Source organism: Jeotgalibacillus haloalkalitolerans (genome assembly GCF_034427455.1).
GTDB classification, from domain to species: domain Bacteria; phylum Bacillota; class Bacilli; order Bacillales; family Jeotgalibacillaceae; genus Jeotgalibacillus; species Jeotgalibacillus haloalkalitolerans.
In genome coordinates this window covers 612,206-631,201 of the sequence record NZ_JAXQNN010000001.1, presented here as the reverse complement: position 1 = coordinate 631,201, position 18,996 = coordinate 612,206, and the positions used below count along the sequence as shown (strand labels likewise).

Sequence of the window (18,996 nt, the reverse complement as noted above, 5' to 3'; positions counted from 1 at the left end):
TCAGCTTGCCGCGATACGCGCGGGAAGTTGTTGCTATTAGGCTTCAACTTGTAGCAATCCCACTATCCATGCACTCTCCCATCAGCAAACACAAAGAAACCGCCCCATCAAAGGAGCGGCATATCACGATTAGTCTTCCAATGCCTGCTCAAGATCCAGCAGCAGGTCTTCAATGTCTTCAATTCCAACTGAAATTCTCACAAGACCGTCAGTAATGCCAAGCTCTGCGCGGCGCTCTGCCGGAATCGATGCATGTGTCATGCGTGCCGGTACTGAGATCAGACTCTCTACTGCGCCAAGGCTTTCAGCAAGCGTAAAGTATTTCACTTTTTCAAGCACACGTGCCGCTTTTTCACCGCTGCCGACGTCAAATGAGATCATACCGCCAAAGCCGCGTGACTGCTTTGCTGCTGTCTCGTGACCCGGGTGTGATTTAATGCCAGGGTAATGGATTGTTGTGACGCCTTCATGACGCTCAAGGAATGAAACGATTTCCTTTGCGTTCACTTCATGCTCTTCCATACGCAGACCAAGTGTCTTGATACCACGCATTAGCAGCCATGAATCCTGTGGTCCAAGGATCGCACCAACAGAATTCTGGACAAAGTGCACTTCTTCAGCAAGCTCAGCTGAATTCACGACAACAAGCCCTGCTACAACGTCACTGTGTCCGCCAAGATATTTTGTCGCGCTGTGTACAACAATATCCGCTCCGTGGTCAATTGGTGTCTGCCAGTATGGTGTTGTAAATGTGTTATCTACAATTGTCAGCAGACCATGTTCTTTTGCAACGGCTGATACTGCAGCAATATCCGTTACTTTTAACAATGGATTTGTCGGTGTTTCAATAAATACTGCTTTTGTATTCTCCTGAATCGCATTTTTTACATTTTCAGGGTTGCTTGTATCCACAAAAGTAGAATCAATGCCAAGGCGATTCAGCACCTTTGTCATGACGCGGTACGTTCCTCCGTAGACATCATCAGTCAGGACAACGTGTGAGCCTGTGTCAAACAGCATCATCACTGAACTGATTGCGGCCATACCTGAACCGAATGCAAACCCTGCGTGACCATTTTCAAGATCCTTGATTAATTCTTCAAGTGCATGACGCGTCGGGTTGCCTGTACGCGAATACTCATATCCCTGACGCAGCCCGCCTACACCGTCCTGCTTATATGTGCTCACCTGATAAATTGGCGTGGAAACCGCACCTGTCGCTTCGTCTCCAACAATACCGCCATGTATCAATTTCGTTTTCTGCTTCATATGTGTTTAACCACCTTCATAAATATTCTGACTAAGATAACGTTCACTGCTATCTGCAAAAACCGTTACAATGTGGCTGCCTTTTTCAGCAGTTTCAGCCTCTTTCAGTGCGGCATGAAAAGCTGCACCTGATGAACTGCCGACAAGCAGACCTTCTTTTAAAGCCAGTTCTTTTACCCAGTAAAAAGCGTCCTTGTCGTATACCGTATGAATCGCGTCAAATAACTTGCGGTCCATATAGTCAGGTAGAAATTCCATCCCGATTCCTTCAGTTTTATGAGGACCTGACTCTCCGCCATTAATCGTTGAGCCCTCAGGTTCTACAATGACTGTTTTGATGTCAGGGTTCTGATCCTTCAGGTATCTGGCATTTCCCATAAATGTACCGCCCGTTCCTGCACCCGCTATGAAAATATCAATCTTACCGTCAAGATCGCGCCAAAGCTCCGGACCCATCGTTTTATAATACGTCTCCGGGTTGGCAGGATTGCCGAACTGCGCCGGTGAAAATGAGTCCGGGATCTCACGCACAAGCGCTTCTGCTTTTGTAATCGCACCCTTCATCCCATCAGCGGTCGGTGTATTCACAACCTCTGCGCCAAGTGCGCGCATGAGTGTCTGCTTTTCCACACTGAATTTTTCAGGCACTACAAAGATCACTTTAAAGCCTCGTCCTACAGCTGCAAGTGCAACGCCGATACCGGTATTTCCTGCAGTTGGTTCAATAATGGTGCCGCCTTCTTTTAACTCACCGCGCTTCAGTGCATCTGCAATGAGCTCCATGCCGAGGCGGTCTTTGACGCTGCCGCCCGGGTTAAAATACTCCAGTTTCGCAAAAATCCGGCATTCGTTAGGAACCGGAATGCCGGAGATTTCTACGACCGGCGTATTGCCGATCAGTTCATGCACGCTTTTTGCCACGTTCATTTATGCGTCCTCACCAAAAACGTCTTTCCACTCATCGCGCTTTGCAAGCATATCAGCAGCAATTTCCTTTGCACCTTCAAGGCTGTGGTTCGCTGCCCAGCCGCACTGCACTTCGTTGCACGCCGGTACTTCATCAGCTTTTAACACGTCATTAAGCGTAGCTTCAATCGCATCGAGGATCTCATCATAGTTGTCATGATTTAATACTGCAAGATAGAATCCTGTCTGGCAGCCCATTGGACCGATATCCACCACGTTATCCAGGTGATTACGGATATTTTCAGCCATTAAGTGCTCAATTGAATGAAGACCGTCCATTTTCATATGCTCTTTGTTCGGCTGCTTAAAGCGCAGGTCATATTTATGGATCGCATCGCCATGCTGTCCTTTTGTTACACCTACCAGTCGTACGTAAGGTGCTTTTACTTTCGTGTGGTCAAGATTAAAGCTTTCTACATTCATTTTTTTTGTCATGTGAAATCTCTCCTTTGAAAGTGTGATTGTGTTTATCTTAACTGGTTCAGTGATGGGATGTACAGGGATTTCCATTCGTTAACCGTTAATCTGCGCTTCAGGCGGACGCTTTCCGGACGGTGGACCGTTTTGTGGTCCAATCTTTATCGCTCGCCTTCGGCTGTGGGGTCTCAGCTTCCCTCTATTCGTCCCGGAGTCGCCGCCTTACGCTACGATTAACTGAGTGTTTCTAAATTCTCATACATCACCAAAACTTATATTCACCCTTACTTCTTCACTGCATGAATCAGCCACACATATTCATTCAACCTTTTAAATGAGACAGAGAATCCTGCTTCATCCAGCAGCTCATTCATCACAGGAATGGTAGTGTAGTATTCTCTTTTCAAATCTTCCAGTAGATTATGGTAGCCCTGCTGTTCTACTTTTTTCCACTGGGCAAGTTTTGCTTCTTCTGTTTCAAAAATGGTGTCAGCGAAAATAATCTGTCCGTCAGCTGCCAGTTTGGATGCATAGATCTGTGCCGCTTTCGCTTTCTCCTCATCTGTTAGATGGTGAAAAGCGTAGGTACTGACGAATGTATCAGGCTGGCCAGTCAATTCGAAATCCAGGAAGTCTCCATCCGAGATATTTAAAGCAGGAAAGCGCTCCTGCGTGCGTATACGCATGGCGTTATTTGGCTCGTAGGCTGTAACGTTAAGACCTTTTGCTAAAAGCTTTTCAGTCAGATTGCCTGTGCCGGGACCAAATTCAACCGTATGTCCAGTAGCTTTTGAGGCTACTTCTTCAAGGATCGTGTCATAATGCTCGAAAACTGCTGCATATTCTTCATCCTGTCCGCTGACTGATGCATCATAGCTGTCTGCCCATTCATCAAAGATTTCTACAAATTCGCGTCCCATTTCGGGGTCCACTCCATTCAAATTTTATTATTCTTATCAACATACTCGGAATTAACCGGGACGGTGACTATATTATCAAAAAATAATGTAGTTGTCACGCGTATTGTATTTAAAATAAGCAAAATCCATGAAAAAACCCGACTGATCTGGTATGGTTTAAAGCGAACCTTTAAGGGAGGGAATGACATGTCTACTTTATTAGAAGAAATTAAAACGTATAAAGACCAGTTTAAGAAAAAAGCACCTGAAGAAAAGCAGCGATTAATGGCTCAGGCCACGCAGGAACTTGAAGAGTCAGGTGTAGCGCAGGGCCTAAAAAAAGGAGATCAGATTCCTGACTTTACGCTGCCTGATGCTACTGGAAAACAGGTTTCTATTAAAAACTTATTGTCTGAGGGCCCTGTTATTCTTACATTTTATCGCGGGGGCTGGTGCCCATATTGTAATCTTGAATTGAAGGCTTACCAGAATAAGCTTTCAGAAATCGAAGCAGCAGGTGCAACGCTCGTTGCGATCAGCCCGGAAATCCCTGATGCTTCACTAAACACAAAAGAAAAGAACAATCTTGAATTTACAGTGCTAAGTGATGTCGGAAATAAAGTTGCTGATCAATTTAATCTTGTATTTAATATGCCTGATTATCTGATTGAGATTTACAAAGATTCAGGACTTGATGTAGCAGGTCACAACGGTAATGACGATTGGGAACTGCCTAAACCGGCAACCTTTGTAGTAGATTCATCAGGTACCATTCTATTTGCTGAGGTGGATGCTGATTATACTTATCGCACACCGCCTGAAAAAGTCATTGAATTCGTGAAAAATATTTAAGCAAACAGCCGGACCCTATTTGAGGAGTCCGGCTGTTTTCATAATTGAAGTAAATACTGCGGCGGATGGCACGCGTTTACTGTGAGGTAACTCTGCCACTCTTTTTTAGACAGCTCCCACTCGACCGGATACTGACCCCATTCCCATGAAGGGTTCCAGTAGCCTTCCTTGTGCAGCTGCTCTGCATACCACCTGGCATTTTCCTCAGCCAGATCTTCAAATTCATTGTATAAAGGTGATTGGGTGTTTGTAATTAATTGAAGCGGCTTAAGTCCATATCCATTCCATTCTTCCGGATTAGCGAACTGAACCAGCTCCCTGATTTTATGAATGATTTCCTCTTTCAGCCCCTCTTTTGGTGTCAGTTCAGCCAGTCTGTAATAGCACTGGATTTCGTGCATATCCCATTCAGTGATTTCACGCAGCCGGTTAATTACATCTGTTTCAAGCTTTGCTGTAAATATTGAATGAGGCTGACACCTCTGAAAATAGCCGAGGATTTCTGCTGACGGGTTGCCGGGCGTCTTTTCAAAGCCCCTTTCACCTGCTTCATTGACAGTCCACCAGGGAGCACGCGGCACATGATTCACAATTGCCGGCACAATTGGAAACAGTTTTTTCTCACCGTCGTACTGCTTTTCCAGATAGTTCAGGGCTTTTGTAACCATTGGATGGCGGGAGCTGATCGGCAGCTGCATGATATATTGCAATGCAACAGTTGTATCAATGACGCTCGAGTCCACCATCCTGCGATCCGGTTCAATGGCATGACCAAATCCGCCATCTCTGTTCTGATAAGCTTCGAGTGCGTGAATAACAGCTTCAGGAGATCCTTCTCCCTGCCTGAAAGCATGAAACGCTCTATCCACTTCCCTTGCATCACGGGATATGTATAAGTTAATTGCGATTTTCTGATCCTTTGTCAGGTGTTTATTTAAAATATTCATGTGATCACCTCCAAATATGGTTATTCGAGACGTTTAAGAGAAAATCCTTCACATAAAAACCCAGATCGTGAAAGACCTGAGTGGTTACTCTGATGATGTGATTTCAAACATTTCTTCGTTTCCGCCTTCCCATTCAACGAATATTTCGATTGTCTCAGTCTCAGAAAAAGAACTATATTCCAACGCAGTATTTCTGGTAGTTGTAAATAAGGTGTCTTCAATTGATTGTTCGTTAAATCCCCATGTCGTCGCGTACTCTCCATCACTCGAAACATATCCACCAATGACTTCTCCTGTTCGATCCGATCCCAAAAGGTCTTCATTCTCTCCTTTAAAGGTCAGGGTAAAAGATTGCTCCATCATTTCCTGGTCATCATCACTGACGAACTCCGTCATTTCCAAATTGGCCTCCCAGTGCTCTCCCTCACCTGTAAAAATGTAATCTGGTGACTCTTCCTCATTACAGGCCGTTAACAGAAAGACAGTTCCTGTAAATAACAGAAGCTTCTTCATCTCAACATCCTTTCTAGAAAAATGGTATTTATTTTACATATACCCTACTAATCAATGATATACACATCTAAATACCTATACAATCTAACTGCTTTTTTAACCACAAAAAAACTGCCTCACATAGAGACAGTTTTTAAAAGTCATTACATTTGCTCAGGCGCTGCTACACCAATCAGCTTCAGTGCATTGCTGATTGTCTGGCGTACTGCCTGAATCAGGTTGAGACGTGCTTTTGTCAGCTCAGGTGCTTCTGCATCAAGTACTTTATTCGCATTGTAGAAGCTGTGGAATGCTGAAGCAAGCTCATTGATATACGTTGCAACACGGTGCGGTGTACGCATTTGCGCAGCTGTACCGACTACCTGCGGGAATTCACCAAGCTTTTTCAGCAGGTCGATTTCTTTTTCAGTACCGATCAGTGATACATCAGCCTGATCCGCAAAGCTGAAGCCCTGCTCCTCTGCTGAACGCAGAATACTGCAAATACGTGCGTGTGCATATTGTGCGTAATACACAGGGTTTTCATTTGATTGTGACACGGCTAGATCCAGGTCAAAGTCCATATGTGAGTCGCCTGAACGCATGGCGAAGAAGTAACGTACGGCATCAAGACCAACTTCATCCACAAGCTCACGCATTGTTACAGCTTTACCTGTACGCTTACTCATCTTCATTTTCTCGCCGTCTTTATACAGCTGAACCATCTGGATGACTTCAACTTCAAGGTTTTCACGGTTGTAACCAAGTGCCTCAACAGCCGCTTTCATACGCGGAATATAGCCGTGGTGATCGGCACCCCAGATGTTAATCACTTTACCAAATCCACGCTCAAACTTATCACGGTGATAAGCAAGGTCAGGCGTCAGGTACGTGTATGAACCGTCATTTTTGATCAGCACGCGGTCTTTATCGTCACCAAGCTCTGTAGAACGGAACCATGTTGCACCGTCTTCTTCATAAATGTGGCCGTTATCCTTTAACACTTTTAGCGCATCGTCAATTTTACCGCTTTTGTAAAGTGATGTTTCAGAGAACCATACGTCAAATGGAACGCGGAATGCTTCCAGGTCGTCCTGGAGCTTTTTCAGCTCGTACTTTAACCCGTATTCACGGAAGAATTCATAACGCTCTTCTTCAGATGCATTCACGTACTTGTCACCGAATTCTTCAGCAAGCGTGTTCGCAATTCCGATAATGTCCGCACCGTGATAACCGTCTTCAGGCATTGCTTTATCCTGACCAAGCGCCTGGAAATAGCGTGCTTCAACAGATAGTGCAAGGTTGTGGATCTGGTTACCTGCATCGTTAATATAATATTCGCGTGTCACATCGTAGCCTGCTTTTGCAAGAACGTTAGACAGTGAATCACCAACTGACGCACCACGCGCATGTCCAAGGTGAAGGTCTCCGGTCGGGTTCGCTGATACAAACTCAACCTGTACTTTTTCGCCCGCGCCTGTATTTGTTTCCCCATATGCCTCACCTGCAGTAAGGATTGTCGGGATCAGGTCAGTCAGGTATGAGTTGTCCATGTAAAAGTTGATGAACCCCGGCCCTGCGATATCGAGTTCTTTAATAGAAGCTTTTGATTGATCAAAGTTGTCAACGATGTCCTGTGCTATCTGACGCGGCGCTTTTTTCGCTACGCGTGCAAGCTGCATCGCCATATTCGTTGAAAAGTCACCGTTCGCTTTATCTTTAGGTGTCTCTAAAATCACTTCAGGCAGCTGCTCTTCAGTTGCGAGCCCTGCTTTTAATACTGCATCCTTAATTTCCTGCTTCAGTTTTTCCTGTACATCCAATGCAATGGTCATTGCACAGCCTCCTTGTAATCAATCGTCATTTTATAAGTGCCAACACTTGAGCCCTGCATTTCAAGACCGTACGTAATTTGAAAACGTCCGTCTTTTCTGCCTGGCGTATGGTGTGTGTATGCTTTAGTATTTGTTAAAAGGGAAAGTGTGCCGTGTTCACTTTCATAAGAGCTCACCATTTTATCGCCGCGTCTGAAAGCGAGTCGCATCTTAACCGCTCCACTGCGCAGGATTACCGCACTGTCTTCTTCCATTTTCACAATGGTCCGGACGGTGCCGCCGTTTTGCTCTTCTTCATATTTTAAATAATCAATATTGTTTTTTTGAATCCATTCCCCTTCAGACTCCAGGGATAGTTTTTCCTTTGAGCCATCGGGCTGTGTGATCACTGTTGTCAGATGAATGGAGACGGGTGTTGCGTTTTCCATCTTGCTCACTCCGTTTCGCTCAATTAATAACCTTTCTATTATAAAAGAGGGTGAGCGTAAAATGCAATGGAAGTTGTGGGGAATGGGCAGAAAAATTCAGGTTTAGTTTAGCCATTCCGGGTGGAGATACGCGGGATCGAACGCCGTATAGTTGCTGTTGAGTGTCGTATGCGCGCGATTGGCGTAGCGATACACCCGGGTTGAGTGCAGTGTTCTGCCGATTGAGTGCTGTATCACCCCAGTTGAGTGCTGTGACAGCCGGTTTCACTGCCATCTCTCTTGATGCCACTGAGAAACTAAGAGCATGTTACTTAAGGGCACGAAGAGGGCCTGGTGAATGCAGGATGTACGCGGGTGAACGCCGTATAGTTGCTGTTGAGTGTCGTATGCGCGCGATTGGTGTAGCGATACACCCGGGTTGAGTGCAGTGTTCTGTCGATTGAGTGCAGTATCACCACAACCGAGTGCCGTATCAGCAAATCCCACAGCCCTCAGAAACAGAAAAAGACTGCGGCTCGCCGCAGTCTTCCCGAATCTTCTATTTCACAAACCCTAACAGCATTTCGCGCAGCATTTTGCTGGCTGTGTTAGCCGTTTGTTCTGAGTGGTCATAGACTGGCGCGACTTCAACTAAGTCCGCGCCTACCACGTTTACTTCTGATCCTGCGATTGCGTGGATTGATGCCAGCAGCTCACGTGATGTGATGCCGCCTGCGTCAACTGTGCCGGTACCCGGTGCGTGTGCCGGATCGAGTACGTCGATATCAATCGTTACATACACATTGCGTCCTGCAAGTGTTGGCAGGATTTCTTTTAGCGGCTCAAGCACTTCAAACTTTGAAATGTGCATGCCGTTTTCTTTTGCCCACTGAAACTCTTCTTTCATGCCTGAACGGATCCCGAAAGAATAGACATTTTTCGGACCGATATGCTCAGCAATTTTACGGATCGGTGTTGAGTGTGAAAGCTCTTCGCCTTCATAGTCTGTCCGAAGGTCTGTGTGTGCGTCAAAGTGAATGATGGCAAGATCATCATACTTTTTCGCAACAGCCTTCATCACTGGCCATGATACAAGGTGCTCTCCGCCCATGCCCAATGGGAATTTTCCGTCTTTTAAAAGAGAGTCGATATATTCTTCGATTAAGTCGATGCTTTTATAAGGATTACCGAACGGCAGCGGGATATCGCCTGCATCAAAATATTTCACCTCATCCAGCTCGCGGTCAAGGTACGGGCTGTATTCTTCAAGGCCAATTGATACCTCACGGATGCGGGCAGGGCCGAAGCGTGAACCGGGACGGTAGCTGACCGTCCAGTCCATCGGCATGCCGTAAATGACTGCCTGGCTTTCCTCATAATTGGGATGACTTTTGATAAAAACATTTCCTGAATACTGCTCATCAAATTTCACAGGGAATGCCTCCTATTCAGTTAAGTCTTTCACGAATTTCGGCAGAACGAATGCTGCGTTGTGAAGCTCTTTTGTGTAATACTTCGTATCAATTTCATGGAATCTTTCTTCTGCTACTTTTAGTGGATCATGCTTTTTAGATCCAAGTGTGAACGCCCAAAGACCGCTTGGGTACGTTGGAATGTTGGCTGTGTACAGGCGCGTGATCGGGAAGATTTCCTTTACATCGCTCATGACCTGCTTGATCAGATCTGATTTGAACCAAGGGTTGTCTGACTGTGCAACAAAAATACCGTCTTCTTTCAGCGCTTTTGAAATGCCTGAATAGAAGCCTTTTGTAAACAGGTTAACTGCAGGCCCCACAGGCTCAGTTGAATCAACCATGATCACATCATACTCATTTTCACTTTCAGCAATATGCATGAAGCCATCTCCAACGATCACTTCCACGCGCTCATTTTCAAGGTCTCCCGCAATTTCAGGAAGGTATTTCTTTGAGTACTCGATTACTTTGCCATCGATTTCAACAAGTGTTGCTTTCTTTACAGATGGGTGCTTGAGTACTTCACGGATTACACCGCCGTCTCCACCACCTACAACAAGTACGTTTTCAGGGTTCGGGTGTGTGAAAAGCGGTACGTGTGCGACCATTTCGTGGTATACGAATTCGTCTTTTTGGGATGTCATGACCATGCCGTCAAGGAAGAGCATGTTGCCCCATTCTTCTGTTTCAGCCATGTCGAGCTGCTGGAAGTCTGTTTTTTCCGAGTGTAGTGTTTGTTTGATTTTCATTGTGATACCGAAGTTTTCTGTTTGTTTTTCTGTGAACCAGAATCCGCCCATTTTGCATTTCTCCTTTTATTTAAATAAATTTTGTCTGTATTGGATAACGTATTTGATCTCCGTGGGGGACTCCGCTTTCCGCAGCCGGGCGGTGAGCCCCTCAGGCTTTGCCTGACGGTCTCACCTGTCCCTTCTCCGCTGCAGGAGTCTCCGTCCCCCACTGCGATCAAATACTCAAATGGTATAAAAAAGTTATGAGCAACATTCAATTCAATCGCGAACTGAGTTTTGCCTGAAAACTTATAAAACATTTCATACTAAATGTGTTTTCCACGTTGTTCGAAAAGAAAACACACATGAGGAAAAGTATAGACTTTTTTGGGGAGAATTCAAGATGTTTTTTGGATTGTTTGGGGTGGTTGTATGAACTTTTTTGGCGGGGTAATGGTTTGGAATACAGTTGGGTAACTGGCTTTGGGTTTGTTAGCGGCTTGAATAGAGTGTGGGCTGGCGACTTCATTTGTTAATACGACATGTATGGGAAGCGATTGCTACAACGCTGGTCAGGATAACGACATATTCCCGGGTGTATCGCTACACATCCGGCGGAGATTGCTACAAGCCTGACCAAAACAGCGACAATCTGAGACAAGACTGCTACCAGACTTGACTCTATTTCAGTTTCAGAGATTAATTTCATGCAGTTCTGCACATACTAGGTTAAAAAAACAGGAGGCGGAGGCGTTGGGACGTGTTTCGCGGAAGAAGAGGAGACGGCGCATAAGGATTTTACAGCTTGCTCTGCTCAGTATGATTACGTTCGTGTTTTTATGGGGTGCTTCAGTCACTGTGTTATATTTTTATGCTAAAACGACCGGGCCCCCTTCGATTGCTGTTACGCAATCTACACTGCTGTTTGATGGTGAGGATCAGCTGATTGGAGAGCGGTCATCAGGTGAGAAGCGCTACTGGAAGTCGCTTGATGAGATTTCCCCTTTTGCTGTGAATGCCGTGATTGCAGTTGAAGACCGGAAATTTTATGATCATAAAGGTTTTGATATTAAAAGAATTGCGGGTGCTGTGGTTGCTGATATTCAGGCAATGGCAAAGGTGCAGGGTGCGAGTACCATTTCGCAGCAGTATGCGCGTAATCTTTATTTAACGCATGATAAGACGTGGGCGAGGAAATTAAATGAAGCATTATATACGATTCGTCTTGAGTGGAATTATGAAAAGGAAGATATTCTTGAAGGTTATTTAAATACAATTTATTACGGTCACGGGCGTTACGGGATTGAAGCGGCGAGCCAGTATTATTTTGGTGTGGCCTCTGAAGATTTGACGCTTGCCCAGGCAGCCATGCTTGCCGGGATTCCAAAGTCTCCATCGGGTTATTCACCGGTCGATCATTTTGATCAGGCGAAGGAACGCCAGGAGCTTGTCCTTTCAGAAATGCTCGAAAATGGTGATATTACGGAAGCACAGGCTGAAGAAGCTGTTGAGGAGAAAGTTCAGGTGACCGCTTCCCCTCCTTCCGAATTTCTTGGAGCTGCTCCCTATTTTCAGGAAGCGGTCTGGAAAGAGCTTGAGTCCATTGATCTTGAACCCTATTACCTGAAGTACGGCGGGTTAAAAATCTATACAACACTTGATACTGAACTGCAGGAGATTGCGGATGAGGTTGTGAAAGAGAATATGCCGGCGACTGATCTTGAAGTCGCTTTTGCAGCGATTGACCCTGAGAGCGGTGAAGTGAAAGCGATGACTGGCGGCCGGGATTTTGAAAAGAGTCCCTTTAACCGTGTGACACAGGCATTCAGGCAACCGGGGTCGACCATGAAGCCCATTCTATATACGGCTGCACTGGAAAAAGGGTTTACGCCTGCTACTACAATGCGGAGTGAACCAACCACTTTCACGTATGATGAGGGCAGAAGCGAGTATGCTCCTCAAAACTTTAACCAGAAATATGCGAATGATGCCATTACTCTTGCCCAGGCGATTGCTATTTCGGATAATATTTACGCGGTAAAAGCGCATGAGTTTCTCGGCAGCAATGTATTAAAGAGTCAGGCAAAGGAATTCGGTATAAGTACACCGGTTGATGAGGTTCCTTCAGCTGCGCTCGGCACGTCTGAAGCGGTGCCGTTGGAGTTATTCAATGCGTATTCCGTTTTTGCAAATGGCGGTAAAAAAGTGAAGCCTGTATTGATCAGAAAGATTGAAGCGCCTGATGGAGAAGTAATCTACGAGTCTAAAAAGAAAGCCAAGCGGATCATTGACGAGCAGCAGGCGTTTGTGATGACTCATATGCTCACAGGGACATTTGATCCTGCACTCAATGATTATTCAACTGTTACAGGTATCACCCTTTTAGATGAAAAAACACGTGAATATGCAGCAAAATCCGGCACAACGGATACCGATCAGTGGATGATCGGCTTTTCCCCAATGCTGAACGCAGGCGTATGGACAGGCTATGATGATGCGCGGACCTTAACGCTTACAGAGGATAAACAGGCAGCGAAATGGATCTGGCTGCGCTTTATGGAGCGAGCTCACGCAGAAAAGCCTGAAGCCTTCTTTGTCCCGCCGCCTGGTGTCACAGCCGTTCAGATGGATCCGCATACCGGGCTGCTGTCAGGTGAATCCTGCGGAGAACGGACTGCTTATTTTCTTGAGCAGACAGCACCTTTAGAGGACTGTGACGGAAATGCTGCGGCACCGCCGGGAGAACCGGTTAATGGACATTCAGAGGATGAAAACTGGTTTGAAAAATGGTTTATGGAGTAACTTTTTTGGACGCAAAAAGACCCGAGGTGTGCGGCCTCGGGTCTTTTCGTGTCCTAGCTACATATTCAATGCAACTGTAAAGTAATTTTACTCTCTTTATCCGCCTCTAGCAATAATCAGTGACAGTTTTCTACAATCCGTCACAATTTGTTCACGAATATCATTTTTCTGTTGACAGCAGCGCCTCGTGAAGTTCCGCTTCAGATGCATTCCAAAATGCTTCATTGTGGGATTTCAGGAAATCCGCCAGTACTTTTTTAGACGTGTCATCCATATGGTCAACAATGATTTTACGTTTCATTGATTTATCCATCAGATTGACGTGATCCGCAAGAACCTTGTACCCTCTTCTCTTCTCAACGTTCACAACCATTTCACAGGCAGTCACACCTGCATAATAAGGTCCTTCAGGTTTACGGTCAATCGTTACCCAGACAAGCCAGTAATCCTTCCCACCGGCTGAGTCTTCACGGTTCGTTGTAAATTTGATCCTCTTTTCGACTTTGGATCTGGCGTGCATCGCGCCGATATCAACTTCCGCTTCCTGCTCCTTGACGTCGATAATGACCGGTGATACGTTATCCAGACTCAGTGAACCGACACCAAATCCGCCGTGTCCATCTGTCGGGTCGTTTTTGATGATGTTGAAGCCGATATTTTTCTTTTTGTCTGACATATATGTTCGCTCCTTTACGTGTTACTCCGCTAATTTTTACTGTTGATTTCCGCTGCAGGGGGACGCTTTCCGCGGCCGGGCGGTGAGCTCGCAGGCTTCGCCATGCTTGATCTCGCCTATCCCTTCCTGCCGCAGGAGTCGCCCCCTTCCGCTTCAATCACAGCTGTGCAGGTAGTTTGAAAGTACTTCTAACCAAAACCATCCAGTCAATCTTTACTTTATGTAAAAGCCTTAAAAATCATATACAATAAATATACGTTATCAGATTTAATTGTATCATATGAGATCAATTGAAGACGATGAATACACTTTGAGGGGAGATCTTTGATATGCCGATTGTTACAGTGAAAATGATTGAGGGTCGCAGCGATGACCAGAAAAGAGCACTTGTTGAAAAGGTTACAGATGCAGTGGTTGAGACAACTGGTGCAACGCCGGATAAGGTTTCGATTATTATTGAAGAAATGAAGAAGACGGATTATGGTGTTGGCGGCGTGAGGGTAAGTGATCAATAATAAATAGCATAAAAAACTTCCTCAGGCTTCGCCTTGAGGAAGTTTTTTGGCGCTGTCGCGCATAGGTCTAATTTTACTATCTCCTGAACTGTGGGGATCATGTCATGAATCACCCGAAATATTTCATGAACAGGACATGTTATCTTCTGAACATTACATGTAATTTAATGAACCAACCGCTTATGCCACAACCGGCTTCTTCAAAAATCCAACTGTCAACGCAGTGACCACTGTACCAGCTACAATTGCAATGACATACAGCAGAATGTTAATCACTGCGCCTTCAAGCGTCGGGAATACGAAGATTCCGCCGTGCGGTGCGCGCAGTGCAAGGTCAAACCATAGTGTCAGACCGCCTGCGACTGCTGAACCGGCTACTGCTGCAGGGATCACGCGCAGTGGATCGGCTGCTGCGAATGGAATTGCACCTTCTGTGATGAAGAATGCACCAAGGAAGTATGCTGACACCCCTGTTTTACGCTCCTGCTCGTTGAACTTTTTACGGAAAAGTGTTGTTGCAAGTGCCATTCCAAGCGGCGGCACCATACCACCGGCCATAACAGCTGCCTGTGGTCCGAATTGACCGTCAGCTGCGACTGCAAGTGCGAATGCATAAGCTGCTTTGTTGATCGGTCCACCCATATCAATCGCCATCATACCGCCAAGCAGCAGGCCTAACAGTGCAAGGTTTCCTGTTCCAAGACCGCCTAACCAGTCAATGACACCCTGGTTAATCGCGCTAAGCGGCTGAACTGCCCAATACATGATCAAACCTGTGATTAAAATACCAAACAGCGGATAAATCAGAACCGGTTTTAACCCGTTAAATACCTGTGGCAGGTTGGCAAATACGCGTTTTAATCCAAGTACTAAGTAACCTGCAAGGAAGCCGGCGATAATACCGCCAAGGAAACCTGCATTACTTGAAGCTGCCATCAGACCGCCGACCATACCAGGTGCAAAGCCCGGACGATCTGCAATACTCATTGCGATAAATGCTGCCAGAACCGGAATAATCAGTGCAAATGCGTTCTCTCCACCGATATAGCTTAAGATATCACCAAGCGCTGAACGTTCACCTGTAATCTGATCCTCAAACATGAAGGAAAGTGCAATCAGGATTCCTCCACCTACGATAAACGGAAGCATATTTGATACACCGTTCATCAGGTGTTTGTAAACGCCTGAACGTCCCTTTGCCTGACCTTCTTCTCTCTTTTCGCTGCCGCCGCTGCCCTGATAAACAGGTGCATCCTGCTTAATCGCACGGTTAATCAGCGTTTCAGTTTTACGGATTCCGTCTGTTACCGGTACTTCAATGACACGCTTTCCTTTAAAACGTTCCATCTCAACCTTTGTATCGGCCGCTACGATAATTGCTACAGCGTTTTCAATTTCTTCAGCAGTCAGCACGTTTTTCGCGCCGTCTGACCCATTCGTTTCAACCTTGATTGGCACATTCATTTCTTTAGCTTTATTCTTCAATGCATCAGCTGCCATGTATGTGTGCGCAATGCCTGTCGGACAGCCTGTTACTGCTAAAATCTGACCCTGTACTTCTCCAGTCGTTTGCTCTTCCTCTGCTTCCTCTTCTTCAAAGCTCGAGATCAGCGCAATCACGTCATCAGGTGTTTTTGCATCCAGCAGCCCCTGTTTTACCTCATCTTTTAAAAGCAGGACTGACAAACGGCTCAGCGCCTGTAAATGTGTATCGTTTGCGCCTTCCGTTGCTGCAATCATGAATACAAGATGTGCAGGCTGGCCATCAAGAGATTCATAATCAAGTCCCTCAACTGAGCGTCCAAATGCAATCGCAGGCTCTTTTACCGCCTTTGTCTTTGCGTGAGGAATCGCTACACCTTCACCAATACCAGTAGTGGTCTGGTCTTCACGCGCCTGAATCGCTTCACGGTATGCTTTTGCATCAGCAAGCTTTCCTGCGCGGTCCAGCAGGCTGACCATTTCGTCAATTGTGCCCTGCTTCTCTGTTGACTTCAGCTCCAGGTTAATTGTACTTTTTGTGAGTAAATCAGTAATCTTCATTTTGCTAACCCCCTTATTTGTACCATTGGCAAGTAGTGATCAATTTGTTCTTTTACAGCAAGTCCTTCTGAAAATGCGGTTGCTGCACCGCATGCCATACTGAGCGCAAATGTTTCTTCTATTGAATAACCTTTTTCAAGACCTGCAAGGAATCCTGCAACAGATGAATCACCGGCGCCTACGCTGTTAATCAGTTCACCTTCTGGCGGCGTGGCAATGTATGTTTCGTCACCTGCGAACAAAACCGCGCCATGCTCAGCCATTGAAACCATCAGATATTCAATGTGATGGTCCTGATAAAATTGCCTTCCATAGATCACCGCTTCTTCAACAGTCTGAATATCCCGGCCGATATAGCCCCCGAGCTCCTTATGATTTGGTTTAATCAGTGTCAGCGATGTCCCGAGTGCCGGTTCAAGCAATGATTTTTCAGAATCAATGACGATCTGCATCTCATTTTGATAAGCCGCTGCTGCAAGCTTTCCGTATAAATCCCGCTCCACACTTGAAGGAATACTGCCTGCAAGTACCAGCGTATCGCCTTTCCCATACCGGCTGACCAGCTCAATCAGTTCATTCACTTTTTCAGATGAAATCACAGGACCTGCTGCATTAATTTCCGTTTCTTCATCTGTTTTCAGTTTGATATTGATACGCGAATGATCCTCAACATGAATGAAATCAGCTTTGATCTGCTTTTCTGAAAGGGTGTCCTCAATAAACCTTCCACTGAATCCTCCGGTAAATCCGGTTGCCGTACTGCTCACGTCCAGCTCTTTCAGCACCTGCGAAACGTTAATGCCTTTGCCACCTGCATAGAATGCCGTCTGATCCGTTCTATTTAAATGCCCTGTGCTGAATTGATCAACGCGGACCACATAATCCACTGACGGATTAAGCGTTACTGTTAAAATCATACTTCCACCTCTTTTACGCTTGTCTGGTTTTTATAAAGTTCCGCATTTTCTTCAAACGTCTCTGTAATGAGCACCGCTTCACTTAACTCACCAAACCTTGCAAATGCAATTTCACCAATCTTTTCTGAATCCGCCAGGACAAAAGCTTCCCGCGAAAGACTGATCGCTGCTGCCTTCACCTGTGCTTCTTCCGGGTCCGGCGTGGTGTAGCCCGACTCATAATGCACACCGTTCGTTCCCATAAAAGCTTTATCAAATCTGTAACCATTCAGTGAATCAATGGCCCCTCTTCCGATCAGTGCATTCGTCTTTGGCTTCACAGCGCCACCCGTTAAATAGGTGCGAATTCCTTTTTTCATCAAAGCCTCAATATGCATCAGACCGTTTGTCACAACAATGATGTCTCCTTCAGGTAAAAAGGGGATCATGTGGCTCGTCGTTGATCCTGCATCGATGAAAATACAGTCACCTTCTTCCACTAGTGCTGCCGCTGCCTGAGCGATTTGCTGCTTTTGATGAAGGTTTTTGACTGATTTCTCTTCCATGCCGGGCTCATCCATTTTCCGTTCCATTCTTCTGGCCCCGCCGTGGATTCTTTTAATGAACTTCTTTTTCTCAAGCTCCGTCAGGTCCCGCCTGATTGTTGATTCTGAAGCGCCTGTGATGTCGATCAACTCCTGGATCTTCACTGTTTCAAACGACTTCAGCTTATCCAAAATGATGGAATAACGCTCTTCAGTCAGCATATCCATTCTCCTTCTCGTGTTGTTTGTAATTTCATTATAAAGAGAACGCTTACATAAATCAATCATTTTCTTTCAAAAACATCCAAAAACGCTCAAGTTTATTTTGATGATTTTTCTATACCGGTCCATTTACGCTTCAGGGGGACGCTTTCCGGACGGTTGTTGCTGAGCCTCCTCGGCTGCGCCTGCGGGGTCTCAGCTTCCAACTAATCGTCCCGGAGTCGCCCCCTTCCGCTTCAATGAACCTGAGTGGTGATCATAATCTATGTGTATCAATTATTTTTCTATCAGAATGGTGTAGTTCTAATTACACAATTTCAGGGACCACCCGTAAAACGTCCTGAACCATGGTGGTAATCTTCTGAACACTCATCGTCATTTCATGAACACACCACATAATCTCCTGAACACCAGCTATAATTTTCGGAACCACCAACTAACCACCCACCACAAAAAAAAATTACTCAAAACAAAAACCCCTCCATCAATGGAGAGGTCACAATCTAAGATAATGTCTTCAAATGCGCTATGTATGACAAAGCTTCCTGACATTCATCATCTGTATAGTTTTGTTTTTCTTTTACTTTCCTTACTTTTTCGATACATTCCTGCTCTTCAAGAGAATCGAAGTATAGAATCGTTGAGACGAGTTCAAGAAATCTGGAGGATTGCTGGTTGAGGTCTGTCAGAAAAGGTTTAAGTTCCGCTCCCGGCGTTTCATTCTGTGATGCCAGAAAGTCTCTTCCTTCATCCGTGATTTCGTAGCGGTACTGATAATAGCCGCTTTTTTTCTCGTTATATTCTTTTAAAAAGCCCATGTTGCACAGTTCTTCTACTCTAAGTGTTAATTCTTCAGAATAGGGTCCGAAGAAATGGAACTGATATTTTTCATGGAATGCATAATTGTGCTTTTTGGCGATAAAAATGATCTTCTGCAGCTTTTTTCTGCCGACAATTTCATCTACTGCTGAAAATGCCTGCATAAGCCGGGCGTGATCCTTCATCAT

18 protein-coding genes are annotated in these 18,996 nt (G+C 45.5%); 3 read left to right on the top strand and 15 right to left on the bottom strand.

The features are described 5' to 3' along the window. Nucleotides 1-129: 129 nt before the first annotated feature. The 4 genes from UFB30_RS03065 to UFB30_RS03050 all read right to left on the bottom strand — a co-directional run bounded on the left by UFB30_RS03065 (nt 130) and on the right by UFB30_RS03050 (nt 3,572). Nucleotides 130-1,269 (bottom strand): bifunctional cystathionine gamma-lyase/homocysteine desulfhydrase, encoded by a 1,140-nt coding sequence (locus tag UFB30_RS03065; protein ID WP_322420202.1) that lies wholly within the window; start codon nt 1,267-1,269, stop codon nt 130-132. Between the two features lie 6 nt (nt 1,270-1,275). After that, nucleotides 1,276-2,196: a cysteine synthase A gene (gene cysK, locus UFB30_RS03060; protein ID WP_322420201.1), complete on the bottom strand. Its 921-nt coding sequence runs from the start codon at nt 2,194-2,196 to the stop codon at nt 1,276-1,278. Next, nucleotides 2,197-2,670 carry an S-ribosylhomocysteine lyase gene (locus tag UFB30_RS03055; protein ID WP_322420200.1) on the bottom strand — a complete coding sequence of 158 codons (474 nt, stop codon included), beginning with the start codon at nt 2,668-2,670 and terminating at the stop codon, nt 2,197-2,199. Nucleotides 2,671-2,936: 266 nt separating this feature from the next. Continuing rightward, the gene (locus tag UFB30_RS03050) at nt 2,937-3,572 is read right to left on the bottom strand and encodes a methyltransferase domain-containing protein (RefSeq protein WP_322420199.1); all 636 of its coding nucleotides are present in this window, start codon (nt 3,570-3,572) and stop codon (nt 2,937-2,939) included. A 186-nt stretch (nt 3,573-3,758) separates the two neighbouring features. Here UFB30_RS03050 and UFB30_RS03045 point away from each other — a divergent pair, with 186 nt between their 5' ends. Further along, complete coding sequence (locus UFB30_RS03045) at nt 3,759-4,403, top strand: peroxiredoxin-like family protein (protein ID WP_322420198.1); 645 nt, start codon at nt 3,759-3,761, stop codon at nt 4,401-4,403. Between the two features lie 38 nt (nt 4,404-4,441). Here UFB30_RS03045 and UFB30_RS03040 read toward each other — a convergent pair whose 3' ends face one another. The 6 genes from UFB30_RS03040 to speE form a co-directional block, all read right to left on the bottom strand. After that, a complete protein-coding gene (locus tag UFB30_RS03040) occupies nt 4,442-5,350 on the bottom strand; it encodes a hypothetical protein (RefSeq protein ID WP_322420197.1) in 909 nt (302 codons plus the stop codon). A gap of 84 nt (nt 5,351-5,434) precedes the next feature. Further along, nucleotides 5,435-5,863 carry a lipoprotein gene (locus UFB30_RS03035; RefSeq protein WP_322420196.1) on the bottom strand — a complete coding sequence of 143 codons (429 nt, stop codon included), beginning with the start codon at nt 5,861-5,863 and terminating at the stop codon, nt 5,435-5,437. Between the two features lie 143 nt (nt 5,864-6,006). After that, on the bottom strand, nt 6,007-7,677 hold the full coding sequence (gene argS, locus UFB30_RS03030) for an arginine--tRNA ligase (protein WP_322420195.1): 1,671 nt from the start codon (nt 7,675-7,677) through the stop codon (nt 6,007-6,009). Further along, entirely contained in the window at nt 7,674-8,105 is a 432-nt protein-coding gene (locus UFB30_RS03025) for a YwiB family protein (protein WP_322420194.1), read from the bottom strand. The genes argS and UFB30_RS03025 overlap by 4 nt, the downstream gene beginning before the upstream one ends. Nucleotides 8,106-8,643: 538 nt before the next feature. Continuing rightward, on the bottom strand, nt 8,644-9,516 hold the full coding sequence (speB, locus tag UFB30_RS03020) for an agmatinase (RefSeq protein WP_322420193.1): 873 nt from the start codon (nt 9,514-9,516) through the stop codon (nt 8,644-8,646). Nucleotides 9,517-9,528: 12 nt separating this feature from the next. Next, a complete protein-coding gene (gene speE, locus UFB30_RS03015) occupies nt 9,529-10,359 on the bottom strand; it encodes a polyamine aminopropyltransferase (protein WP_039811711.1) in 831 nt (276 codons plus the stop codon). Between the two features lie 684 nt (nt 10,360-11,043). Between speE and UFB30_RS03010 the strand changes: the two genes are divergently transcribed. Further along, nucleotides 11,044-13,092, top strand: coding sequence for a transglycosylase domain-containing protein (locus UFB30_RS03010; RefSeq protein WP_322420192.1), 2,049 nt, complete (start codon nt 11,044-11,046; stop codon nt 13,090-13,092). A gap of 160 nt (nt 13,093-13,252) precedes the next feature. Here UFB30_RS03010 and UFB30_RS03005 read toward each other — a convergent pair whose 3' ends face one another. Continuing rightward, complete coding sequence (locus UFB30_RS03005) at nt 13,253-13,768, bottom strand: YwhD family protein (protein WP_322420191.1); 516 nt, start codon at nt 13,766-13,768, stop codon at nt 13,253-13,255. A gap of 329 nt (nt 13,769-14,097) precedes the next feature. Between UFB30_RS03005 and thmT the strand changes: the two genes are divergently transcribed. Next, on the top strand, nt 14,098-14,283 hold the full coding sequence (gene thmT, locus UFB30_RS03000; RefSeq protein ID WP_322420190.1) for a 2-hydroxymuconate tautomerase: 186 nt from the start codon (nt 14,098-14,100) through the stop codon (nt 14,281-14,283). Nucleotides 14,284-14,463: 180 nt separating this feature from the next. Here thmT and UFB30_RS02995 read toward each other — a convergent pair whose 3' ends face one another. The 4 genes from UFB30_RS02995 to UFB30_RS02980 form a co-directional block, all read right to left on the bottom strand. Next, the gene (locus UFB30_RS02995; protein ID WP_322420189.1) at nt 14,464-16,326 is read right to left on the bottom strand and encodes a PTS fructose transporter subunit IIABC; all 1,863 of its coding nucleotides are present in this window, start codon (nt 16,324-16,326) and stop codon (nt 14,464-14,466) included. Beyond that, nucleotides 16,323-17,243 carry a 1-phosphofructokinase gene (gene pfkB, locus UFB30_RS02990; RefSeq protein ID WP_322420188.1) on the bottom strand — a complete coding sequence of 307 codons (921 nt, stop codon included), beginning with the start codon at nt 17,241-17,243 and terminating at the stop codon, nt 16,323-16,325. The genes UFB30_RS02995 and pfkB overlap by 4 nt, the downstream gene beginning before the upstream one ends. Next, nucleotides 17,240-17,995 carry a DeoR/GlpR family DNA-binding transcription regulator gene (locus tag UFB30_RS02985; protein WP_435390784.1) on the bottom strand — a complete coding sequence of 252 codons (756 nt, stop codon included), beginning with the start codon at nt 17,993-17,995 and terminating at the stop codon, nt 17,240-17,242. Before UFB30_RS02985 ends, pfkB begins: the two co-directional genes overlap by 4 nt. 497 nt (nt 17,996-18,492) lie before the next feature. Beyond that, the gene (locus UFB30_RS02980) at nt 18,493-18,996 is read right to left on the bottom strand and encodes a YwgA family protein (protein ID WP_322420186.1); all 504 of its coding nucleotides are present in this window, start codon (nt 18,994-18,996) and stop codon (nt 18,493-18,495) included.

What these genes read in the sequence shown, in the direction of transcription:
- UFB30_RS03005 (WP_322420191.1), bottom strand. Translation starts at nt 13,768, where the DNA reads ATGTCAGACAAAAAGAAAAATATCGGCTTCAACATCATCAAAAACGAC.
- UFB30_RS03040 (WP_322420197.1), bottom strand. Translation starts at nt 5,350, where the DNA reads ATGAATATTTTAAATAAACACCTGACAAAGGATCAGAAAATCGCAATT.
- UFB30_RS03050 (WP_322420199.1), bottom strand. Translation starts at nt 3,572, where the DNA reads ATGGGACGCGAATTTGTAGAAATCTTTGATGAATGGGCAGACAGCTAT.
- UFB30_RS03055 (WP_322420200.1), bottom strand. Translation starts at nt 2,670, where the DNA reads ATGACAAAAAAAATGAATGTAGAAAGCTTTAATCTTGACCACACGAAA.
- UFB30_RS03025 (WP_322420194.1), bottom strand. Translation starts at nt 8,105, where the DNA reads ATGGAAAACGCAACACCCGTCTCCATTCATCTGACAACAGTGATCACA.
- thmT (WP_322420190.1), top strand. Translation starts at nt 14,098, where the DNA reads ATGCCGATTGTTACAGTGAAAATGATTGAGGGTCGCAGCGATGACCAG.
- UFB30_RS02985 (WP_435390784.1), bottom strand. Translation starts at nt 17,995, where the DNA reads ATGGATATGCTGACTGAAGAGCGTTATTCCATCATTTTGGATAAGCTG.
- speE (WP_039811711.1), bottom strand. Translation starts at nt 10,359, where the DNA reads ATGGGCGGATTCTGGTTCACAGAAAAACAAACAGAAAACTTCGGTATC.
- UFB30_RS02995 (WP_322420189.1), bottom strand. Translation starts at nt 16,326, where the DNA reads ATGAAGATTACTGATTTACTCACAAAAAGTACAATTAACCTGGAGCTG.
- UFB30_RS02980 (WP_322420186.1), bottom strand. Translation starts at nt 18,996, where the DNA reads ATGATGAAGGATCACGCCCGGCTTATGCAGGCATTTTCAGCAGTAGAT.
- UFB30_RS03035 (WP_322420196.1), bottom strand. Translation starts at nt 5,863, where the DNA reads ATGAAGAAGCTTCTGTTATTTACAGGAACTGTCTTTCTGTTAACGGCC.
- argS (WP_322420195.1), bottom strand. Translation starts at nt 7,677, where the DNA reads ATGACCATTGCATTGGATGTACAGGAAAAACTGAAGCAGGAAATTAAG.
- pfkB (WP_322420188.1), bottom strand. Translation starts at nt 17,243, where the DNA reads ATGATTTTAACAGTAACGCTTAATCCGTCAGTGGATTATGTGGTCCGC.
- cysK (WP_322420201.1), bottom strand. Translation starts at nt 2,196, where the DNA reads ATGAACGTGGCAAAAAGCGTGCATGAACTGATCGGCAATACGCCGGTC.
- UFB30_RS03045 (WP_322420198.1), top strand. Translation starts at nt 3,759, where the DNA reads ATGTCTACTTTATTAGAAGAAATTAAAACGTATAAAGACCAGTTTAAG.
- UFB30_RS03065 (WP_322420202.1), bottom strand. Translation starts at nt 1,269, where the DNA reads ATGAAGCAGAAAACGAAATTGATACATGGCGGTATTGTTGGAGACGAA.